The following is a 23,187-nucleotide window of genomic DNA, read 5'->3' on the forward strand; positions in this document are numbered from 1 at the left end:
ATATCATTTTGAGCGGCGTTTTGTATAATGCTAATACAATTAAATTACTATTCTCCTACTTGGATAAGGATTAGACAGGCTATGAAATTTCGCTTCCCCGTCGTCATAATAGATGAAGACTTTCGCTCTGAAAACGCATCCGGAACGGGTGTTCGCGCGCTTGCCGATGCGATTGAATCGGCGGGAATGGAAACCCTTGGGGTGACCAGCTTTAATGACACCGCGATGATTGCTCAGCAACAAAACCGCGCGTCGTGCTTTATCCTGTCTATTGACGATGACGAATTTGGCGACGAGCAACTTAAAGACAGCGCTATTGCTAAACTGCGCTTGTTTGTTGAAGAAATTCGCAACCGCAACTCAGACATTCCCATTTTCCTTTATGGTGAAACACGCACCTCACGCCACATCCCCAATGATGTTTTGAAAGAGCTACACGGCTTTATTCATATGTTTGAAGACACCCCAGAATTCGTCGCGCGCCATATTATGCGTGAAGCAAGGGTTTATTTAGATGGCCTTGCCCCACCCTTTTTCCGTGCGCTCACTGGCTATGCAGCAGACGGCTCTTATTCTTGGCATTGTCCGGGGCACTCTGGGGGCGTGGCCTTCTTAAAAAGTCCAGTCGGGCAGATGTTCCACCAGTTCTTTGGTGAAAATATGTTGCGTGCCGATGTGTGTAATGCCGTTGATGAATTAGGCCAATTACTGGACCACACCGGTGCGGTAGCCGATTCAGAACACAATGCGGCGCGTATCTTTGGTGCCGACCATTTATTTTTCGTCACCAATGGCACCTCGACCTCCAACAAAATTGTTTGGCATGCTAATGTGGCCGACAATGACGTGGTGGTGGTAGATCGTAACTGTCATAAGTCGGTATTACACTCCATTATTATGACCGGCGCCGTACCGGTGTTTTTAATGCCGACCCGCAACCATTACGGCATTATCGGCCCCATTCCGGAAAGTGAATTCCATCCAGATACTATCAAACAAAAAATTGCTGCGAACCCATTGGTCAAAAACCCCAATGCCAAGCCGCAAATGCTAACTATTACCCAAAGTACCTACGACGGTATTTTGTATAACGTCGATAAGATCAAAAAGACCTTGGGTGAGTCAGTCGAAAACCTTCATTTTGATGAAGCCTGGTTACCACATGCCACCTTCCACGAGTTTTATAAAGGTATGCACGCGATTGGACGCGATACCAATCGCTCGGAAGGCCCGATGGTTTATGCCTGCCAATCAACCCATAAATTGCTAGCGGGTTTGAGTCAGGCTAGCCAAATTTTGGTACAAGAATCGCCAAAACGTATGTTAGACCGTGGACGTTTTAACGAAGCCTATTTGATGCACGTATCGACCAGTCCGCAATATGCGATTATTGCCAGCTGTGATGTCGCTGCCGCCATGATGGAACCACCAGGTGGTACCGCATTGGTTGAAGAATCGATTGCCGAGGCAATTGACTTTAGACGCGCAATGCGCAAAGTCGATGAAGAATACGGCGATTCTTGGTGGTTTAAAGTTTGGGGACCAGACGAACTGGCTGAAGAAGGTATAGGCGAGCGCAACGACTGGGTGTTGCGTGCCGATGATCCTTGGCACGGTTTTGGCAATCTAGCGCCCAACTTTAATATGCTCGACCCCATTAAAGCGACCATTATTACCCCAGGCCTAGCGGTCAATGGTGACTTTTCAGAATCAGGGATTCCTGCGGCGATCGTAACCCGCTACCTAGCCGAACACGGGGTTATTATTGAAAAAACCGGTCTATACTCCTTCTTTATTATGTTTACTATCGGTATTACTAAAGGACGCTGGAACACCATGGTAACGGCGTTACAACAGTTTAAAGATGACTATGACCGCAATATGCCGTTATGGCGCGTATTACCGGGATTTATTAAAAAATATCCGCGTTATGAGCGCATTGGTTTACGTGATCTGTGTAATGCCATCCACAATATGTATCGCGAAAACGATGTGGCACGCTTAACCACCGAAATGTACACCTCGCACATGGAGCCGGCAATGAAACCCGCCGATGCTTATGCGATGATGGTGCATAACAAAATTGAGCGTGTGGAAGTGGATGACTTGGAAGGCCGAATTACCGCCGTGTTGCTCACGCCTTACCCACCTGGAATTCCATTATTGATTCCCGGCGAACGTGTTAATCGCACTATTTTGAGCTATCTCAAATTCGCTCAGGTGTTTAACGAACAATTCCCAGGCTTTGAAACCGATATTCATGGTTTAGAGAAAGTCGAGAAAAATGGTCACACCGTGTATGCCATGGACTGCGTTAAACTAGACGTTTAGCATTCCATCTATTTACTTAATGCCTAGCAGAGGACTGGTTATACTTGAGACGTTTTTTTAAATACGATTACATGCCATCGAACTGGATGACATCCGAGGAAACTCTCAAGCATATGCTAGGCTTTAAGCTAAAATTGATTTTAGTTGCGCTCCTTTTTGGGCTGTTTCTAGTCATTGGCACCATTGTGACCAATCACTACATGCTCAAAACCAGCCTGATTGAATATGTTGATCAGCGCGATCAGTTGCATTTAGAGCGAATCAAAAAAAATCTCCAACACGTCCTGACCCAGCGTGGTGAATCCGACCTATCGCAAATGGATGAAGTCACCTGGAAAAATCTAGTCGGCATTTCAAGTCGCGTCGATTTTGCTGAAACCATGGTGCCGGCTGAGGTATTTTTATTTCACCCTTTTTCTGAATTTAAACGCTTTCATCCCGATTACACTGAACAACGACTCAGTTTAATGAGCACCGAACGCCAATGTATTTTCGGTAATGAAGCAAGTAATCGCACCCTCTTCTTACCCATTGAATTAAATAACCAAAAAATAGGCTATATTGGTTACACCCATCGCGAAGAACTGACTGAAAGCCTTGATATTCAGCTTGAACAGCGCCAACGTGAACTGATTACCTATAGTGTGGCCTTTCTGGTTCTAATAACAGGCCTGCTGCTGCTACCCATCGCACATTATTTTATCCATCCTATCCTAGCCGTCACCCAAGGGATGCGGGCCTTAACTGCTGGGCGTTTCGATACCCGCCTGAAAGTCAATCGTCGCGATGAATTGGGGCAGCTGTTACAAGACTTTAACCATCTATCGAAAAGCCTAGAGAAGAATCAGCAAAGTCGCAACCAATGGATTGCCGATATTTCTCATGAACTGCGTACCCCACTAACGATTATCCGTGGTGATATTGAAGCCATGAAAGATGGCGTTCGCCCGCTTAATCAACAAACTCTCGATAACCTGCATAGTGAAGTTGTGCATCTTAATCGCCTGATTGATGACCTTTATCAAATTGCACTTAATGATGTCGGTGGGTTACGTTACCAAATGCAACGAGTGAATTTTACCGGGTTAGTCAACAGCGCCTTAGCCAACTTCCGCCAGCAAGCCGACATCAAAGGCCTTAAACTACACGCACGTTTGCCTGAACAAGATTTATTTTTGTTAGGCGACAGTGACCGTCTCCAACAAATGCTTGCCAACTTGCTGGCTAATAGTATTGCTTATACTGATGCGCCAGGCGAAATTCACCTGACCTTAACCGAAAACAAAAAAGTGTTACACTTAGTCTTAGAAGATACAGCGCCGTCGGTCAGTGAAGAAGCGATGCAACATTTGTTTGAACGCTTTTATCGCGCAGAAGGCTCTCGCAACCGACGCTTTGGCGGTGCGGGTATTGGCTTAGCACTGGTGCAACAAATTGCGCAAGCACACCAAGGTGAAGTCACGGTGTCTGCCAGCCATATCGGTGGCCTTAAATTTACCCTAACTCTGCCTCAGGAGGCTTATGCATCATGAATATTCTAATTATTGAAGATGAAAAACGCATTGCCGATTTGCTCGAGGATTACCTCAAAGCCGAGGGGTATAGCACCCAGCAACTTAATACGGGCGCCAATGCGGTTAAAACCATCCGCGATACTCATCCGGATTTGGTTCTGCTAGATATCATGCTGCCAGAAGTGGATGGTATTACGATCTGTCAAAATGTGCGTAAAACGTCACAGGTACCCATTATTATGGTCAGTGCCAAAGTTGAAGAAATGGACCGGATTTTAGGCTTAGATTTGGGTGCAGACGACTACATTTGCAAACCCTTTAGCCCACGCGAAGTTATGGCACGTGTTCGTGCGGTATTACGTCGTCATTATGAAATGAAGCAACCCAGTGAGTGGACGCTTGATGAAACACGCTCGCAAATTCACTACCAAGAGCAATCAGTTGCCTTAACAGCGGTGGAGTTTGCATTATTTCAGGTACTCTATGAGCATCCTGGCCAAATCTTCTCGCGCACCCAATTGATGAATCGTATTTATCAGGACGGGCGCATTGTGTCAGATCGTACGGTTGATAGTCACATTAAAAAACTACGTCAAAAAATGCATCAAGTTTGGCCCCAAACGGATGTCATTCACTCCGTTTACGGGATTGGCTACAAATTTGAAGTGCTGGAAGAAGGCGATCCTGGTTTAAACGATCAACAAGCTGATATGGCGAGCGTAGCCGCTGACTAATCTGCTTGCGGTGGCGTAATGGTGATTAACTGTTGCGCCACACAATAAGCTTGTGACAATACGGCCGTTAATAAATAGCCACCTGTGGGCGCTTCCCAGTCCAACATTTCCCCAATACAATAACAACCAGGCCTGCTAATGAGCTGCCCAAACGCGTCTATAGCATCGAATTTAACCCCGCCGGCACTACTAATGGCTTCTGCAATTGGTCTTGTTTTTATCAAATCCAATGGATAGTGTTTAAGCAAGCCTGCTAACTCAGTTGGATCATCCAGTGCTGAATTTAGCTCGGCGCTTGAACGCTTTTCGCGCAGCAGCCCCAAGCGAAGGGCATCTAGTCCTGCTCGCTTTAAGAAATTGGACAGCGACAACTTACCTCTCGGCTTATTCAAGCGCGCGATCAACTGTGACTCGGTCAACGCAGGAAATAAGTCCAATTCGACTGAAACATAGCCCTGTTGAATCAAGGCGTCGCGTATCACTCTCGATAAACTGTAGATTAAGCTGCCTTCCAAGCCCGCTTCAGTAATTAAACATTCACCGACCTGTGACCAGGCCTGCTGATGCACATCGATGACGTTTAAACACACGTTTTTAAGCGGCTGACCGGCAAAGTTTTGCCTAAACACCTCCGACCAGGCCTGCTCAAAACCACAATTAGCCGGTAAAAAAGGGGCTATCGTATCCTGCTTAAAAAAATCAATCCAGGCACCATTTGAGCCTAAATGCGGCCAACTCGCCCCACCCAGCGCCAAAATAACCATGTCTGCCGGAATAATCTGCTCACCATCGGGAGTTTTAAATTTTAATAACTGCTGAGATGACGGCGTGGCCTCCCAACCCAGCCATTGATGACGCATCGCAAAATCCACACCACGCCGACGCAATCGCCCCAACCAGGCACGCAACAAAGGGGCGGCTTTCATATTTTCTGGATAGACTCGCCCCGATGACCCCACAAAGGTATCAATACCAAAACCCTGTACCCAGTCACGCACCTGCTGCGGACCAAATTGCTGCAGCCAAGGTTTAATCTGCGGTGCTTGCGCGCCATAACCGGCCACAAATTGGTCAAATGCCATGATATGGGTAATATTGAGACCACCCCGCCCGGCTTGCAAAAACTTACGCCCAGCCGAGGGCATCGCATCAAACACCCTGATTTTAAATCGTGGGTCGGCTGCAAGTTGTTCTGCGACCATTAAACCGCCCGGCCCGGCACCTATTACTGCGACCTTGTACAATATGTTCATCTCGATTATCTTTGCTTAAATTGAATCACAAAAAAGCCCCTAGGCAGGGGCTTTTTTGAAGCGAGTAGCATAATAGCAATTAATCAACCGCATCGCCTAAGTCTAAGCCTTTTAATTCACGATAAATATGGCGGGCATTGCCGGCAAAGGTTTGCGCATAAACTTCACGATGACTAAATTGCGACTGATCAAGGTTTTCTGCCTCACGAAGTGAGCCGCCGGCGTCAATAATGGCTTGAATTTCGCGATGCATCCACTTGAGATAATCATACGTATCTCGCTTGACCGTCGCCATATCGGTAGGCACACCATGGCCTGGCACAATAATCGTACCCTCTGGCGTAAACTCCATAAAACGCTCAAAGGTTTTAACCCAGGCTTGGGTATCAGTATAGTTAAACAAAGCTAACATCCGGCTTTCATAAGCGTTATCGCCCGGGAAAATCACATTGCGCGATGGCACATAGAGCGTGGTCGAACCGGGCGTGTGGCCTTTACCAAAATAATGCATTTGCACGACCTCACCGCCACCGACATCAATATCCATGCGCTCATCAAACACCGTAAATTCATCTGAAATATCATAGGCCGGTGCGGTTAATTGATGCCCCACTGCTCGTGACCAACGATCTTTGATAATATCCCAGCTGGCATGAAAGTCCGCATGGGCCTGACGTTGGGAATAAAAATTACGCACGCCCATGTCATACCAATAGCTTGAACCTAGGTGCGCATGACCTTGATGATTTTCAACCGCCACCCATCTAACCGGTTTATCCGTAATTTGCTGAATTTGACGATGCAAGGCTTGTGACAAGGCTGGATTGGCACTGCCATTAAATACAAACACCCCATTCTCGAAAATCATAAAGCTGAGGTTATTGTTTAAACCATAGTTGGAGGGGTTATGCCAAATCATACTGCCTACCACGGTGTAAACACCGTCAGTCACTTTTTGAGCCTGTGGAATAGTAATACGTGGACCTAAATAACCCGCTTGACGTTCAGCACGCTCAAGCTCTTGCATGTAATGCTGTAAAGCTCTCGCTAAGGGATCTTGCGCTACCGCTTGCCCTGCTGTTAGCGCGGCCATACCACCCAGCCCACCTAGAATAAAATCGCGTCGCTTCATCATGAGTATCATCCTTCTTTATTGTCGCCATCGTTATTATTGTTTGAATAAGCGATTGCATGCCAACTCGTCGCAATCAATTCGTCTTGGTATGCTGTTAATGGCTTAGGCAGCACACCATCAATATAAAGCTGCAAAACCCTCAATACGGGTCCAAAGGCGACCGCTGCCATAATAAGCGGATCTTGCTGCTTTATTTCTTTACGCTCGATACCCTGCGCAATGACATCTCGCAACATCATGAACGGCTTGGCTGAACAAGCTGAACGGGTATCGGGCAAAAAATTCTGATGTCGGGCATAGAGTAAAAATGCCATCACATCCTGAAACTCTAGGGCAAATTGAAACATCCATGCCACCAAAGCACGGTATTGGTCTTTGGAGTGCGCATACTGATCAATAATGATCTGTTGCTGTCGAGAAAGTTCCTCAAACAAACGCACCATTAACTCCTTAGCCAGCCCCTCTTTATCACCAAAATGCTTGTAAATACTGCCAATACTCACCCCCGAATCCGCAACTAAGTCAGGAACCGAGGTTTTGTGAAACCCTTGCTCAACAAACAGTTTCAACGCACTATTAAGCACTTTTGTTTGCAGCTTTGAGCCTTGGTTATGTACAAAAAATAGTCTTGAAGAGGGCATTAAGTTTTCATCTTTAATCTAGAATGAATATTCATTCTATTTTTTTTACCTAACAATGAAAAGCCCCGCTTACCCTAAATATTTCAATCACCCCATCAACAAACTTTAAACCTGACGGCCTTGGTTATTAAATTACTTCGCTTTCATAAACACTCATTGCCTGACTATGGAAAAAGAGTAACATATCGAAGATTGCCCAAAGATGGCTTGACATTACTCATACACTACGAGACTCATTATGCTGAAGAAAATACTTTTCCCAGTCATTATTCTATTACTAGCTTACAGCTTTTGGATTAGCCCCGACTTTAAGGAAACCGCAGCAGGCATTGCCTTGTTTTTATTTGGCATGATGTGTTTGGAAGAAGGTTTTAAAGCTTTTACTGGCGGCACGTTAGAAAGCATCTTACGCAAATCAACAAGCCATCAATGGAAAAGCCTCACTTTTGGCATGACAGCCACGACACTAATGCAGTCAAGCACGCTCGTTTCTTTGGTGACCATTTCGTTCGTTAGTGCACAAATGATTAGCTTAGCAGCCGGTATCGGCATCATCATGGGAGCTAACATAGGCACCACTACAGGTGCCTGGCTAATTGCGGGCCTTGGATTAAAAGTCGATATAGCCAGTTATGCTATGCCTGCACTTATCTTTGGGGTCATTTTTACCCTTCAAAAAAGTAAAGCCCTCAAAGGCTTAGGCTATGTCATGCTGGGGGTTGGCTTCCTGTTTTTGGGCATTCACTACATGAAAACCGGCTTCGAAGCGTTTCAGTCAACCGTCGATTTAACTGCTTATGCGGTACCAGGTCTAGCAGGGGTGCTACTGTTTACGTTAATTGGAGTCATCATCACCACGATCATGCAATCAAGTCATGCGACCTTGCTGGTTATTATTGCTGCGCTTGCCACTGGCCAAGTCAGTTATGAAAATGCACTGGCTTTAGCCATTGGTGCCAACTTAGGCAGCGCAGTCACCACGGCTATTGGTGGCATGGCGGCTAATCTAGGCGGAAAACGCCTCGCGATTGCACACGTACTTTTTAATATTATTACCGCTTTTGTAGCCATACTATTTATTAACCAATTTGTATGGGTTGTTGACCATGGCGCTCGCTTATTAGGCATTGCCGATGATAGTTATTTATTAAAACTTGCGCTTTTTCATACCCTGTTTAATATCACGGGCGTACTGTTACTTTTCCCGTTTATTAAGCAATTGGAAACACTTTTACAAAAGTATGTAACTTTTGCTCCCAAATCTTCAGAAAAGCCCATTTACCTTCATCCACAAGCAGTTGAAACACCTGCAACGGCGGTAAGTGCTGTGCGCAAAGAAGTACAGCATCTATTTGATAATGCATATGGCTTGTTAACGCATGGTATTAGTTTGCGTCGTGCGGTCATTGACTCTGAAGAATCCTTGGTAGATGCAATTAAATACACACGTCGAATCATGCCGCTAGACGTAGATGATATTTATGAAAATAAAATTAAAAGCTTACACAGCGAAATCGTGGCCTTTATCGGTGAAGCACAAACGCGAGAATTAACCCATGAAGCGACTGAAGAACTCTATATTTTACGCCAAGCTAGTCGTGATATTGTTGAAGCCGTTAAAGCCATGAAACATATGCATAAAAATCTTTCGAAGCATGGGGTGTCATCCAACATAGCTGTACGGGAACAATATGATGCCATCCGCTTGCAAATTGCAACGCTATTACGTGAATTGCGAATTATTTTACATAGTACTGAAAATGTCACGAGCTTGTCATTAGATTCACTTAAACTTACGATGGAAAAATCTAGCCAACAACTAATGGACAGCTTAGATGATATGATTCGTGCTAGACGTATTAACCCGGCAATTGCCACATCCATCATGAACGATGAGGCCTATGTGACTGATTTAGCGAAAAACTTAATTGAGGCAGCTCGCACTTTACTACATGACTCAGAACAAAACAGTGTCGATAACTTGGCATTACGACCCGATGAAATTCAGACACTTGCTACCAACGAGTCTGATGTTAAAGCTTAGTCGACTAACCTTGTCAAAGGAGGACGTATGAAACTCAAAAAGATGCTAAATAAGCTAGTTGATTATTTTGATCAAGAGAAACAACAACAACGAAATGAAATTAAAGATCTGCGAAAACTACTAAAGCAACTCAAGGCAAAACAAAAAGACTTACAAGACAAATTAAAACAACCGCTGAAACAAGAACAACGGGATAACTTGCAGACAAAGCTTGATGTCGTACTCGCACAACGAGCCAAGGGTAAAGCATTGCTGCTGGCGATACGAGAAGAGCGTCAGCATCCATCAACACTGGATGATCAAGCGACTTTAGCCACTATATCAAACGAGCCTAAACAAGCAGAGACCGAAACGGAACAAAATAAGCCCAATAGCTAACCCTATTCAGCCCCAAAATATTTGCGTATATTTGGGCTGCACAAGTCATGAGAGCGTTCAAAATTCTGTGTCAGCCTAGTTTTTTAAATATCCAACGCCTTGTCTAGTCGACCTTCGAAGTGGATGGCTAACTGAGACAAGGCAAGGTTCCAGTTCTGAACCGGCATCGTCCATTTTTTGGACGCGTTGAGTATGCCAGCATACAGTAGCTTCAACAAGCTATTTTCGTTAGGAAAGCCGCCTTTGGTTTTGGTCAGTTTACGGAACTGGCGATGCACCGCTTCAATCGCGTTCGTTGTGTAAATCACCCGACGGATGTACTCAGGATATTTAAAGTACACACTGAGGTTATCCCATTTGCGCCGCCAAGACGAGATCACAATCGGATAGTGTGCACCCCATTTGGCTTCCAGCTCATCCAGTGCGGCTTCGGCGGCTTGTTTAGTTGCAGCACGGTAAACCGGCTTTAAATCTTGCATGAATTCTTTCTGGTTTTTTGAGGCAACATATTTCATTGAGTTGCGGATTTGATGAATCACGCATTGTTGCACTTCAGTCTGTGGGTAGATGCTGTTAATCGCTTCGACAAAGCCGGTTAAGCCATCCACACTGGCGATCAGAATATCTTTGACGCCACGGTTGTGTAAATCGGTTAAGACAGAGAGCCAGTAGTTCGCCCCTTCGCTTTCTGAGAGGTACAAGCCAAGTAGTTCTTTGCGGCCTTCGGTGTTGACCCCTAAAATGGTATAGATCGCTTTGCTGACATAGCGCCCATGGTCTTTGATTTTGTAGTGAATGGCATCGAGCCCAATAAAGGGATAGATTGCGTCTAGTGAGCGCGACTGCCATTCTTTAAGCTCAGGAATCAGTTGGTCGGTGACAGCGGTAATGGTCGCTTCAGACACATCAATGCCATACAGTTCTTCAATGTGGAAACGGATATCGCGGTAGCTGGTGCCCAGTGCGAACAACCCGAGAATTTTCTGGTCGATTTCTGGAGTGAGTTTGGTTTGGTGTTTTTTGATCAGTTGCGGTTCGAACGTACCCTCACGATCACGGGGTGTGTCTAGCTCAAATTCACCGACACCGCTTTTGACGGTTTTTTTGGTATAGCCATTTTTACGATTAGCTGAAGCGTCATCGGCTAAATGAAGATCCAGTTCGGCTTTAAGCGCGGCTTCGGTGAGCTGTTTGATCAGTGGGGTCAACACGCCATCTTTGCCAGTGAGACCTTTACCAGATTGAAGCTGTTCTAATGCTTCGTTGAAATCGAATTGAGGTTTTGTCATGTGTCATTCCTTTTTGAGAAATTTTAACGAAATGACACAGATTTCTAAACACTACCCAAGTCATCGGTTATTGAATTTGAGCCTGTAAATTAAATTGTGTAAACGCTCATAGTTTAAAAGTTTTCATGAATTTTTATTGCAACCTGGGCTCATTCTGTTACTCTATGCAAGCTTTATTGCTTTGCTCTCTCATTAGTGACGACTTATTATCTCTGTAAATCTTTACAGATTGATTTCGCTAGACCGAGAGCCATACGGAGCTCGGGAACTTTTAAATGACCTAGATTGCGTCATTTCTACTTTCTTACTGCATCAGTCCAGCATCGATGTCATCACATCACTGTGTTTAGGTGTGCGCACCATCGCCATAGGACTTGTCCAGACCGCCGTTTTTCCGTTGATCTGAGCCATAAGCGTTTTTTCATTAGCACTAAAAGGAAAACCCTATGAGCGAAAACACCGTTGATATTACATTTGAAAGCTTCAACCTGATCCCACAAGTTTTACAAGCCCTTAAAGATGTCGGTTATGAAACACCTTCACCGATCCAGGCGCAAGCAATTCCACCGATTTTAGAAGGCCGTGACATTTTAGGTATGGCGCAAACGGGCACCGGTAAAACCGCCGCCTTCGCACTACCATTACTATCACGTGTCGATATTAAAAACACCAACCCACAGATTCTGGTACTCGCGCCAACACGCGAATTGGCCATTCAGGTCGCTGAAGCTTTCCAAAGCTTTGCGCATCACATGAAAGGTTTTCATGTATTACCTATCTATGGTGGTCAAGAATATGGCGGTCAGATTCGTGCGCTAAAACGCGGTGCGCAAGTAGTTGTAGGCACGCCAGGCCGTGTGATGGATCACATGCGCAAAGGCACTTTAAACCTAGATAACTTACAGGCTTTGGTATTAGATGAAGCCGACGAAATGCTACGTATGGGCTTTATTGATGACGTAGAGTGGGTATTAGAACAAACACCGCAGGACCGTCAAATTGCCTTGTTCTCGGCGACTATGCCTAAAGAAGTGCATAAAATTGCGAGCAGGCATTTGAACAACCCAGTTGAAGTCATTATCAAACAAAAAACCGGTACCGCTTCAACGATTACCCAGTCTTACTGGTTGGTGAGTGGTTTACATAAGCTAGATGCGTTAACACGCATCCTAGAAGCGACCGAATTTGATGGCATGATTATTTTCGTGCGCACCAAAACCGCTACCATTGAATTGGCTGAAAAGCTCGAAGCGCGTGGCTATGCTGCAGCTGCCTTAAATGGTGACATTGCACAGAATCACCGTGAACGTATTGTTGATCAGCTTAAAAAAGGCAAGATTGATATCTTGATTGCCACTGACGTCGTGGCACGTGGTTTAGACGTTGAGCGTATCACTCACGTTGTAAACTATGACATTCCTTATGATACTGAAAGCTATGTTCACCGCATTGGCCGTACTGGTCGTGCCGGTCGTTCAGGTAATGCGATTTTGTTTGTGGCACCACGTGAACGTCGTTTGTTGCAGCAAATTGAGCGTGCGACCAATAAAAAGATCGACATGCTAACGCTACCAAGCACGCAGGACATTAACGATCAACGCGTTGAAAAGTTCAAGGCGCGTATTACCGATGCGTTAGAGCAAGAAGGCTTAGAATTCTATCAACAAATGATTGAAGACTTACAACAAGCGTCGAATGTACCAGCATTAGAAATTGCTGCTGCCTTAGCAAAACTGGTTCAAGGCGATACGCCTTTCTTCCTAGAAGACAAGCCAATGCGCCAAGCCAGCTTCCGTGACGACGATCGCGGTGCCCGTGGTGAGCGTGACTTTGGGCGCGAGCGTCCAGCACGTGGTCGCAGTGATCGTTTTGAACGCGGCGGTGACCGTCCGGAGCGTGGTGATCGTGCAGAACGCGCGCCACGTCGTCCACGCGCAGATGGCCCACCTGAATCAGGTATGAAGCGTTACCGCATTAATGTCGGTTTTGCGAATGGTGTTAAACCAGGCAATATTATTGGTGCCATTGCCAATGAAGCGAATATTGACGGTTCATCAATTCGTCAGTTGAATATTCAGGATAGCTTCAGTCTCGTTGATTTGCCGGCCGATTTATCTAAGGCGCAATTGGCTACGCTGAAAAAAACCTGGATTTGTGGTCAACCTGCAGATTTAACCGAAGTACGCGACACCGCTGCAGCACCGGGCGCGCGTCCAAAGTTGAGCCGCAAGCCAGCCGGTGCACCACGTACTAAACGTAGCATGGGTTCAGTCTAAGCAGGCCTGCTAAATTGACCTAATAAAAGAAGTAAAAGCCCCCGTCTCCATTTGGATTCGGGGGCTTTTTTATTTAGCCTGTTATTTAAACGGCACTTCGTTGGTTAAAGGGCGCTGATATTTAAACGCCATCAGGTTTTCAATGGTCGTTTCAGCAATGTGCTCAAGCGCTTCATGAGTAAAGTAGGCCTGGTGACCGGTCACTAACACATTCGGGAAAGTCAATAGGCGTTCAAAGTGGTCATCTTGGATGATGTCATCCGAATGATCTTCAAAAAATAACGGCCCCTCTTCTTCATACACATCCAAACCGACATAGCCGATATGGCGCGTCTTTAACCCACTAATCAAAGCTTTGGTATCAATGAGCGCACCACGGCCGGTATTGATAATCATCACACCTTGACGCATCTTGGCAATCGATTCATTATTGATCATCCGGGTCGTTTCAGGCGTTAACGGACAGTGCATAGAAATAATATGGGCTTGGGCATAAAGTTCATCTAAGGGCACTTGCTCAAACCCTTCTGCTGCACAAGATTCACACAAGTACGGATCATAAACCAACACCCGGCAACCAAATGCCTGTAAGCGTTTAGCGACGAGCAAGCCAATTTTTCCCGCACCGATAATGCCCACGGTTTTGCCATAAAAATCAAAGCCCAACAGACCATTGAGCGAGAAATTTCCTTCGCGCACACGGTTATAGGCTTTATAAATCTTACGGCTCAAGGCCAACATCATCCCAATGGTGTGCTCGGCAACGGCATAGGGTGAATAGGCCGGTACACGTGTTACCTTGATACCGAGTTTTTTTGCAGCGGCTAAATCGACATTATTAAAACCCGCACAGCGTAACGTGACTAGCTCAATACCATAGCCCTTTAGCTGGCTTAATACGGGTTCACTTAAATCATCATTTACAAAGGCGCTGACTGCTTGAAAACCCTGCGCATAATGTGCACTGGCAACCGTCATAGGTACTTCTAAAAAGGTTAAATCAACCTCATCGTTATCATAGTGACCCAATGCATTCTTATCATAGGGCTTGGTACTAAATACAGCGACTTTCATCTGCGCTCTCCATTAGGTAAGTGGGTTAGGTTGTTATATAGCTTAAAGTTATAACATTACATGTATCTTAAATCTAAAAAGGCTTTTAAGGATTGTTCAGTCCAAGGCGCAACTTGGTCACGAAAAGCCTTCTGCGAAGCCCAGACTTTTTGCGCCAAAGGATCACGCGCAGCCGCCGCTTCAACCACCTCCTCACTGGTTTGTTTTAAGGCAAGTAACACATCCTGCGGAAAGTGACGCAACTGGACACCATGCTGCTTAATTAAGGTATTGAGCGCCTGCTGATTGCGCGCGGTATATTCTGCCAACATATTTAAGTTGGCGACTTTCATGGCGCTGCGCACAATCACCTGTAAATCTGGCGTCAGTTCAGCAAAAGCTTTGGCATTTATCATACACTCGATAGCAGAGCCTGGCTCCTGCCAACCAGGGGTATAGTAATATTTTGCAACCCGATGAAAGCCAAAGGCTAAATCATTGTAGGGACCGACAAACTCGACCGCGTCAATCAGACCGGTCTGCATCCCTTGAAATAGCTCATTGCCCGGCAGATTAACCGGTACCGCGCCCACTTTTTCATAGACCTCAGCACCCAGGCCTGGCATACGAATCTTTAAACCACGCAAATCAGCCAAACTATTTATTTCACGATTAAACCAACCGCCCATTTGAGTGCCGGAGTTACCCGCCGCATTGGGAATTAAGCCAAAGGGTTTGTAGGCCTCCTCCCAGAGCGCCATGCCACCGCCATAATAGAGCCAACTGTTCATTTCTTCTGCAGTCAAACCCATCGGCACGACGGTAAAGAAATCTGCACTAGGCAACTTACCTTTCCAATAATAGGCGGTCGAATGACCTAATTCAGCTTGTCCCTGAGACACCGCATCAAAGACCTCGAAAGGCCCAACCAACTCTCCAGCACCAAATACTGTCACCTTTATACGACCACCGGACATCTGCTCAATGAGTTGCGCCAAATTATTCGCGCCGGTACCTAAACCTGGAAAGTTCTTCGGCCAAGAGGTCACCATTTTCCAATTAAACACCCGTTCATGATCGAGCGTGACACCTTGATCACAGTCCGCTTGGCAACCGGTTAAGCCAGTTATGCCAAGGGCCGTCGCGGCCACCGCACCGGTTAACAAAGCGCGACGTCCGAGCGCATTGGATTTAGTTTGATGATCGATTGAATCTGGCTTGGCCGACTTAACTGGCTGAGTCATCCTATTTCCTTTATTTTGGGTAGATTATGATTGCGACTACGCAGAAACTAGCTTCCATTGCTAGGTTAAAGTATCATTAAACTTTTTTATCGGATTATGCCATGTTTCTAGATGATTTCTACCAAACTCGCTCACACTCAGCCCATTTAACGTCATTTGTTATTCAGCCAGAGCAAGCCAGTCGTTTTGCTAAACATATCGCCGGTGATTTTAACCCATTGCATAATCCTGATTCTAAACGCTTTTGTGTCCCAGGTGACTTGTTATTCGCCGTCAGCTTGATGCAGCTGGGTCTAGCCAAGCAAATGACCTTTAAATTTGTGGGGATGTTAAGCGATGAGCGCGAATTAACCTTTGTGCCGGAGCAACCAGACCATTATCTGATTCAAGACAGTGACGCCAAAACCTTTTTAAGCCTGAGCCACCAAGACTGCTTAACCCAAGACCCTCAGATTATTGCGCCTTTTATTGAAGCCTATGTGGCCTTTTCTGGTGAAAGTTTTCCACATTTGCTGGTACCGATTATGGCAGAACATAATATTATGATTAATCCAGCGCGCCCAATGGTGATGTACGAAAGCATGGCCGTACATTTTGATCAACTACCCACTGAAAATATGCGTCTTGCCTATGCGGGGTATGAGATAGAATTACAAGGGAAACGGGCCCAAGTCGCGCTCAAATTTAGTATTTTAGACGGTGATAGACAGCTGGGACATGGCCACAAAACCATGTTACTCAGTGGCTTGCGTGATTATGATCCACAAGCTATGCAACAAGTGTGTGATGATTATGCCCAAATCAAGTCGAGTTATGCCGCATAGTTTTGTAGCATTAGGGTTTTAAACAAGAAGCAACTCGCTATAACCACTCAAGGAGATTGGCATGCGCTGGGTCATCATGTTGGGTTTTTTACTGGTAAATCCATTGGCCATGAGCGCTATTCATGCGCAGTCAGATGAAGCTTGGCGTGCCCAAATTCAAACCCAACCCTTGTCCGAGGTAGTCATTGAACGCTCGCAAAGTTTTGCCGCCGAAGTCATCAGCCCCAATAAAACCCAATTAGCCAGCGAGCTGAATGCCCGTGTACTGCGTATCTATACACGCCCTGGTCAGCGCGTTCAGCAAGGCCAACCCTTAGTTGAACTCGATTGCCAAGACACCCAATTACAGGCTGAACGCTTGATAGCGCAACGCCAACAAAATCAAGCCTCACTGAGCCTAGCGCAAAGCACCCAAACACGCTTAGCGCAATTACAAAACCGCGACCTTGCCGCGCTGAGTCAATTAGACGAAGTGGCCGCACAGGTGCAACAACTCCAGGCACAAGGCGATATTTTAGCGGTGGAGCAACGACTCAATGCGCGTCAAATCGAGCGCTGCACGATTAAAGCGCCGTTTACCGGCAGTGTGCTCACGCATCATGTCGGTGAAGGCCAATGGGTCAATGTCGGTCATCCCCTGTTGGAATTGCTTCAAACTGAGCAGGCTGAAATTAGCACCCAGCTACCATTTAGTTGGCTACAATCGCTAGATCATACCAGGCCTGCTGATCTGAACGCCCGCTTGCAAGTACGCGGATTAGATGACCTTGACCTGCAGCTCATCCGCCAAGCACCCCATATTGATCCAAACAGTCGCACTGTACAAGTGTGGTTTAATGCGCCCACCGACTTACCAATTGGCCTAAGTGGACAAGTGCGACTCACCCACCCACAGCCTTTCTTGCCCGCGCAGGTGATTGTGCAGCGTGGCCAAGCATTTGGCGTCTTTACCCTAGAAGACAATCAACTGAGGTTTCGTCAGCTGCAAGGTGTCCAAGAAGGACGCCCCCATACGCTGCCCGCTGATTGGCCAGACAACTTATTGATTGTGACCCAGGGCCAGCAGCGCTTAACCCGCGAGCAGGCCAATGATTAAGCGCTTTATCAGCAACGCAGTCTTAGCCAATCTGGTTTTCGCCTTAGTGTTGGTGCTCGGCACCCTGTCCTACTTGGATATGCCGCGCCAAAAAGACCCGACCATAAACTTCAACTGGATTGTGATTGTGACCGCGCTACCCGGTGCCAGCGCTGAGGACATCGAAACCCGCGTCACCCAACCGCTAGAAGATGCCTTACGCAAACTCAATGATGTCAATTTCGTGTCCAGCACCTCGCGGGTTGGTTTATCCAATATTCTGGTTAGATTTCGTGATTTAGACGATCGCACCTTTGATAAACGCATCAATGATTTACGCCGCGAAATCCAAAACAAACGCCCCGAACTCCCCGCCGATATTGTAGAGCCGATGGTCATTGAAATTACCAGTGCCAATGCCTATCCATCGGCCACACTCGTGCTAAAAGGCCAGGCTTTTGATGAAACATTACGCGCCCAAGGCTTTCAACTTAAACGCGAATTAGAACGACTGCGTGGCGTCGATCGCATTGATACCATTGGACTCGAAGACCCCGAGCTACAGGTTAGGCTCGATTTTAACCGCCTGGCTCAACTCGGTCTTAGCCCCCCGCTTGTCGCCGACATGATCGCAGCACAATGGCAGGACCAAGCCGCCGGTAAGTTGCGCGTCGGCCAAGAACAATGGCTCGTGCGCCACATTGGTCAAGACCCAAACCCGCAAGCCCTCGCACAACTGCCGCTACCGACGGCGCAAGGTGATGTGTTACTTGAAGAAGTCGCCGAGATTTTACGGGCGCGCCAAGATACCACGCAAATGGTATCGATGAATGATCAGCCAGCGGTGATGCTCGCGGTGATGAAGTCAGGCACGGCTAATACCCTTGAGCTAGTTGAACGTTTAAGCGATTTTATTGTTGATTATAATCAACAATATGCCGCACAAGGCTTAACCCTAACCCTCGCCGATGACCAAACCCAATCCACCCGTGACGCCATTAGCATGATGCAAACCAATGCGCTACAAGGTTTGACGCTGGTGCTGCTTGTCAGTTGGCTGTTTTTAGGATGGCGCATTGGGGTATTGGTCGCAATGGCCATTCCCTTCTCGCTAACCGGGGTGTTTATTGTGCTGAATCTGAGCGGCGAAACCCTCAACCTCACGGTCTTATTAGGCATTATTATTGCGCTGGGGATGTTGGTCGATGTGGCGGTCGTCATGATCGAGGCGATGCATCAACAGATGCACCGTGGCCGCAATACACTCGATGCCGCGCTTGAAGCGATGCGCGAAGTAGGCTGGCCACTCGTCGCGGCGGTACTCACCACCATTGCAGCTTTTTTACCGCTGATGTTGCTGCCCGGTATTTTGGGCGACTTCATGCGCATTGTGCCACTGGTGGTGACCATTGCGCTGATTATCAGCCTGATTCAAGCCTTTTGGATGCTCCCGTCTCAAAGCCATGCCATGCATCTTAAAGCCGACCAAAAACACCACCTAACGCCGGGGCGCGAAAGACGCCTAATGAAACTGCGCAACCTCTATGGCCGGGCACTGGTCAAAAGTTTTCGCCACCCCTGGCTGACCATGTTGGTACTGGCAAGCACTTTTGCATCGGCCATTTACCTTGTCTCGTCTGAGCGAATTACCACCAACTTTTTTGCCTCCGACACCCTGGATATTTTCTACTTAAATGTCGAACTCCCCACCGGCACGCCCATCGACCAAACCCTAGTTAAAACACGCGAAATAGAAAGACTTGCGCAGGCCTGGTTACAGGCTGGTGAAGGTCGCGCACTGGTCAGTTATGCCGGACAAATGTTTACCGAAACGGAACCGCTGATTGGTGAAAACCTAGGGCAGGTATTTATTAGCCTGCACCCCGCATCGCAACGCGAACGAAGTGCCGACACCATTATTGATGGGTTGCGTGATCACATCACAACCAACGCCCCCGCACCGGCCGAGGTCGGTGTGCTTAAACTATCCGGTGGCCCACCCAGCTCAAAACCCATTAGTGTTAAGGTGCGCGGCGATGATTACACCGAGATTGCGGCTGCCGTAGCTGACTTAACTGCGCTACTCGAGCAAATCCCAGGAGTGACTGACATTCAAAATGATGCCACCTTGGGTAGCCCACAACTGGTGACCCAGCTTAATATGCCAGCGATTCGACAAGCCGGCCTGGACCCAATGACCGTGGTACGCAGTTTACGTTTATTAACCGATGGAGAAGTGGTCGCGCAACTCAATGACCGAGGGGAGCAAGTCGATTTACGTGTTAGAGGCGCCGTCCCCCAAACGGACGACATCCAGGCCTGGTTAGCCACGCAAATCACCAGTCCAAGCGGGCAGCGTATTGCCTTAGCCGAATTAGTGACCGTGGATATCCGCCAAGGCTTCGTTAGTTTGCGCCATCATAACTTCAGCCGTGCAATCACCCTAGAGGCCGATATCGATCGAAGTCAGATTGACACCCTCACAGCAAACGCAACACTGCAGGCCGCGTGGGACGATATCGCCGCGCAACACCCCGGCATTAATCTCGATTTTTCTGGCGAACTGGATGAAATCAACGAATCGCTGAATGCGATGTTGATGCTGTTTGTAATGGGCGTTGGGCTAATGTACCTGATTTTAGGCGCGCAATTTAGAAGCTATTTTCAGCCCTTTATTATTTTGCTTACTATCCCGATGGCGTTTACCGGTGTGGCCTATGGACTTTGGATCAGCGGTTACCCATTGAGCTTATATACCCTGTATGGCGTAGTGGCGCTCTCAGGTATCGCGGTCAATGCGGCTATCGTGTTAATTTCGGCGGCCAATTCCCGCCGTGCCAGTGGCATGTCTAGCTTGCATGCGATTGTCTATGCCGCTCGCCGTCGCTTGGTGCCCATTTTAATTACCACATTTACCACCATGGCCGGCTTAATGGGTCTGGCCATCGGCATGGGCGGCCATTCGCTGATGTTTAGTCCGGTCGCCACCGCGATTGTCTGGGGCATTGGTGTGTCAACGCTACTGACGCTGTTTACGATTCCATTGTTTTATCGCCTTACCGCCAATCGCCCGGCGCTGTTATCTCGTTAAATTCATTTTGAACCCCACGCCATCCGACCAGGCCTGCTTAATGATTAAGCAAGCTACTTACTCATGCCAAAATATAATATTTAGCCTTGACTAAATATTATATTATCATTACCATTAATCAAAATATTTTATAAAAACTTTTTATTAGTAATAAAAAACTCAGGAGTTAACCATGCTTAAGGCCAAACGAATTGTTCACGCTCTAGGCTATCTGAGTGTCAGTAGCAGCCTAGCCCTTATCAGTCCACAACTGCTAGCAAGTACTGATACCGATACTACATTAGAGCGCATCTCGGTGATTCAAACCGGTTCCATTATGAGTCAAACAGAGAGCGAAGTGGTACGCCCAGTGGCGGTGATTGAAGGCGAACAAATGGAGCAGCGTCGTGCCGGTACGATTGGTGAGGCCTTGGACGGTTTGCCCGGGATCAGTAATGCAGACTTTGGTCCAGGTGTGGGGCGCCCGGTAATTCGTGGCTTGCAGGGTTCACGGGTTGCGGTATTAGAAGACGGGGCGCGTGTCAGTGATGTATCCGGTGAAGGTGCCGACCATGCCGTAGCCAGCTCGACCCTGCGCGCCGATTCGGTTGAAATTATTCGCGGCCCCGCCACCTTACTCTATGGATCGGGAGCCACCGGCGGCGTGGTGAATGTGGTGTCCGGCCGTTTTAGTCCAATTATCGGTGACCGCGCTAATGGTGCGGTGCAAGCGTCTTATGGGCTTAATGGCCACGACCGTCGTACCGGAGTTGCATTAGAACTACCCGTGTCCGGGGAAATGGCGGTTCGTTTAGATGCCGATTATCGCAACACCGACAACTTCGCTATCAAGGGTTTTCAAACAGTTGATGGCGAGGGCAAACGTAATGAACTGTTAAACAGTGATCTTGAAAGCCGCAACTTAGCGATTACGGGTGTGTATGCCGGTGAGCGCGGTTTTTTGGGCCTAGGCTTTAGTCAATGGACCAGTGACTATGGGGTGCCTGAAGCTGATCCTGATGACTATGATCGCATTGAGGCGGAGTCAAAACGCTTTGACTTGAAAGGCGAACTCTATGATCCGATGCCAGGGTTTAATACAGCACGTTTCAGCCTAGCTTACACCGATTTTTATCAAGAAGAATGGGAGTATGAGTACGGCAAAAAAGCCGATCTTGAAGCCATTTTCAAACAAAAAGAATTCGATTTGCGCTTGGAACTGACCCATGACCCGATTGCCAACTGGACAGGGGTGATTGGTCTTGATTACAACAACACCAAGTTTGAAGCCGAAGACGACGGTGAAGCCTTTTTTATTCGCCCGAGCGAGCGCAATGCAATTGGTGTGTTTAGTATGCAAGAAAGACCGACTTCTTGGGGGCAATTCGAAGTCGGCTTTAGACTGGGTTACGACCAGTTTAATCCAGAGCGCGTAAACGATAATGCAGTTAATAGTGTTGATTTCCGTGGGCAGACCTTAACTTTTGAAGAGAATTTGGCCAATAAATCCTACCTGACTACCGGCATTGCTTTGGGTGCGTTATTTAATTTAGACAGCGAGCATAAACTGCGTGCCGGTATTAGCCGCTCTGAGGCCGCGCCCGGCCCAGAACAGCTTTATGCCTTTGGCCGTCATGGTGCCGCTGGCACCTTTGAAATCGGCAACCCTGATCTGAAAAAAGAAACCTACTTAAATACCGAGGTCAGCCTCCTGCGTCAACAAGGCAGCTTGCGTTATGAAGCCACTGCGTTTGTTAATTTGGTCGATAACTTTATCTATTATCTAAACGACATAAATTCCGACGGTACCCCGCGCCGTGTAAATGAAAATGGACAAGATGATTCAAACGGTGAACTACTGGTCTATAACGCCCAAGACGATGCAATTTTTTATGGTGTGGAACTCAGCGGTGCGATCGACCTTGCCACTCAACTGCCGCTAACCCTGCGTGCCAGCGGTGATTATTTGCGTGGTGAACTGCGTGACGGTGGCAATCTGCCGCGCATGACCCCACCCCGTGTTGGCGTAGGTGCAGATACGCGTTGGAGTGACTTTAAATTCAGCGTGGATTACCGTTATCACTTTAAACAAACCCAAACCGCCGAAGCGGAAGACGCAACCGATGGCTTTGGCACACTTGGCTTTGATTTAGCCTATACGCCGGCGAATATCAAAGACCTGCGTTTGTTCCTACAAGGGCGCAACCTGACCAATGAAAGTGGTCGTTTACATCAAAGCTTCTTTAAAAACGAAGCCCCAATTACCGGGCGCAACTTTACTGCTGGTGTGCGTTACCAGTTTTAAGCATGGCTAGCTGTTTTTTTT

16 protein-coding genes are annotated in these 23,187 nt (G+C 47.2%); 10 read left to right on the top strand and 6 right to left on the bottom strand.

Annotated features, from left to right (window positions below; all coding sequences use genetic code 11):
• Nucleotides 1–81 precede the first annotated feature (81 nt).
• The 3 genes from THIAE_RS09080 to THIAE_RS09090 all read left to right on the top strand — a co-directional run bounded on the left by THIAE_RS09080 (nt 82) and on the right by THIAE_RS09090 (nt 4,579).
• Nucleotides 82–2,331 (top strand): arginine/lysine/ornithine decarboxylase, encoded by a 2,250-nt coding sequence (locus tag THIAE_RS09080; RefSeq protein ID WP_006460830.1) that lies wholly within the window; start codon nt 82–84, stop codon nt 2,329–2,331.
• A gap of 185 nt (nt 2,332–2,516) precedes the next feature.
• Nucleotides 2,517–3,863 carry an ATP-binding protein gene (locus THIAE_RS09085; RefSeq protein WP_239232376.1) on the top strand — a complete coding sequence of 449 codons (1,347 nt, stop codon included), beginning with the start codon at nt 2,517–2,519 and terminating at the stop codon, nt 3,861–3,863.
• The gene (locus THIAE_RS09090; protein WP_006460828.1) at nt 3,860–4,579 is read left to right on the top strand and encodes a response regulator; all 720 of its coding nucleotides are present in this window, start codon (nt 3,860–3,862) and stop codon (nt 4,577–4,579) included. Before THIAE_RS09085 ends, THIAE_RS09090 begins: the two co-directional genes overlap by 4 nt.
• On the opposite strand, the gene THIAE_RS09095 is transcribed toward THIAE_RS09090, so the two are convergent.
• The 3 genes from THIAE_RS09095 to THIAE_RS09105 all read right to left on the bottom strand — a co-directional run bounded on the left by THIAE_RS09095 (nt 4,576) and on the right by THIAE_RS09105 (nt 7,608).
• Nucleotides 4,576–5,832, bottom strand: a complete 1,257-nt coding sequence (locus THIAE_RS09095; protein WP_006460827.1) for a BaiN/RdsA family NAD(P)/FAD-dependent oxidoreductase — start codon at nt 5,830–5,832, stop codon at nt 4,576–4,578. The genes THIAE_RS09090 and THIAE_RS09095 overlap by 4 nt on opposite strands.
• A 79-nt stretch (nt 5,833–5,911) precedes the next feature.
• Nucleotides 5,912–6,967 carry an MBL fold metallo-hydrolase gene (locus THIAE_RS09100; RefSeq protein ID WP_006460826.1) on the bottom strand — a complete coding sequence of 352 codons (1,056 nt, stop codon included), beginning with the start codon at nt 6,965–6,967 and terminating at the stop codon, nt 5,912–5,914.
• A 5-nt stretch (nt 6,968–6,972) separates the two neighbouring features.
• The gene (locus tag THIAE_RS09105) at nt 6,973–7,608 is read right to left on the bottom strand and encodes a TetR/AcrR family transcriptional regulator (protein WP_006460825.1); all 636 of its coding nucleotides are present in this window, start codon (nt 7,606–7,608) and stop codon (nt 6,973–6,975) included.
• A 238-nt stretch (nt 7,609–7,846) separates the two neighbouring features.
• On the opposite strand from THIAE_RS09105, the gene THIAE_RS09110 reads away from it, so the two are divergent.
• Nucleotides 7,847–9,652 (top strand): Na/Pi cotransporter family protein, encoded by a 1,806-nt coding sequence (locus THIAE_RS09110; protein WP_006460824.1) that lies wholly within the window; start codon nt 7,847–7,849, stop codon nt 9,650–9,652.
• A 27-nt stretch (nt 9,653–9,679) separates the two neighbouring features.
• Complete coding sequence (locus THIAE_RS09115; protein ID WP_006460823.1) at nt 9,680–10,030, top strand: hypothetical protein; 351 nt, start codon at nt 9,680–9,682, stop codon at nt 10,028–10,030.
• A gap of 83 nt (nt 10,031–10,113) precedes the next feature.
• Here the strand turns inward: THIAE_RS09115 and THIAE_RS09120 are convergent, their stop codons facing one another.
• Entirely contained in the window at nt 10,114–11,319 is a 1,206-nt protein-coding gene (locus THIAE_RS09120; protein ID WP_006460822.1) for an IS256 family transposase, read from the bottom strand.
• A 446-nt stretch (nt 11,320–11,765) separates the two neighbouring features.
• On the opposite strand from THIAE_RS09120, the gene THIAE_RS09125 reads away from it, so the two are divergent.
• Nucleotides 11,766–13,595 (top strand): DEAD/DEAH box helicase, encoded by a 1,830-nt coding sequence (locus THIAE_RS09125; protein WP_006460821.1) that lies wholly within the window; start codon nt 11,766–11,768, stop codon nt 13,593–13,595.
• An 81-nt stretch (nt 13,596–13,676) separates the two neighbouring features.
• Here THIAE_RS09125 and THIAE_RS09130 read toward each other — a convergent pair whose 3' ends face one another.
• Together THIAE_RS09130 and THIAE_RS09135 are read right to left on the bottom strand one after the other, a co-directional pair.
• Nucleotides 13,677–14,669: a 2-hydroxyacid dehydrogenase gene (locus THIAE_RS09130; protein ID WP_006460820.1), complete on the bottom strand. Its 993-nt coding sequence runs from the start codon at nt 14,667–14,669 to the stop codon at nt 13,677–13,679.
• A gap of 56 nt (nt 14,670–14,725) precedes the next feature.
• Entirely contained in the window at nt 14,726–15,892 is a 1,167-nt protein-coding gene (locus THIAE_RS09135) for a TRAP transporter substrate-binding protein (protein ID WP_006460819.1), read from the bottom strand.
• A gap of 101 nt (nt 15,893–15,993) precedes the next feature.
• On the opposite strand from THIAE_RS09135, the gene THIAE_RS09140 reads away from it, so the two are divergent.
• The 4 genes from THIAE_RS09140 to THIAE_RS09155 all read left to right on the top strand — a co-directional run bounded on the left by THIAE_RS09140 (nt 15,994) and on the right by THIAE_RS09155 (nt 23,166).
• The gene (locus tag THIAE_RS09140) at nt 15,994–16,716 is read left to right on the top strand and encodes a DUF3581 domain-containing protein (protein WP_006460818.1); all 723 of its coding nucleotides are present in this window, start codon (nt 15,994–15,996) and stop codon (nt 16,714–16,716) included.
• Between the two features lie 61 nt (nt 16,717–16,777).
• On the top strand, nt 16,778–17,812 hold the full coding sequence (locus THIAE_RS09145) for an efflux RND transporter periplasmic adaptor subunit (RefSeq protein ID WP_006460817.1): 1,035 nt from the start codon (nt 16,778–16,780) through the stop codon (nt 17,810–17,812).
• Nucleotides 17,805–20,882, top strand: a complete 3,078-nt coding sequence (locus THIAE_RS09150; RefSeq protein WP_006460816.1) for an efflux RND transporter permease subunit — start codon at nt 17,805–17,807, stop codon at nt 20,880–20,882. Before THIAE_RS09145 ends, THIAE_RS09150 begins: the two co-directional genes overlap by 8 nt.
• A gap of 172 nt (nt 20,883–21,054) precedes the next feature.
• The gene (locus THIAE_RS09155; RefSeq protein ID WP_006460815.1) at nt 21,055–23,166 is read left to right on the top strand and encodes a TonB-dependent receptor; all 2,112 of its coding nucleotides are present in this window, start codon (nt 21,055–21,057) and stop codon (nt 23,164–23,166) included.
• Nucleotides 23,167–23,187 lie beyond the last annotated feature (21 nt).

The organism is Thiomicrospira aerophila AL3, assembly GCF_000227665.2.
In the GTDB taxonomy this organism is placed as follows: domain Bacteria; phylum Pseudomonadota; class Gammaproteobacteria; order Thiomicrospirales; family Thiomicrospiraceae; genus Thiomicrospira; species Thiomicrospira aerophila.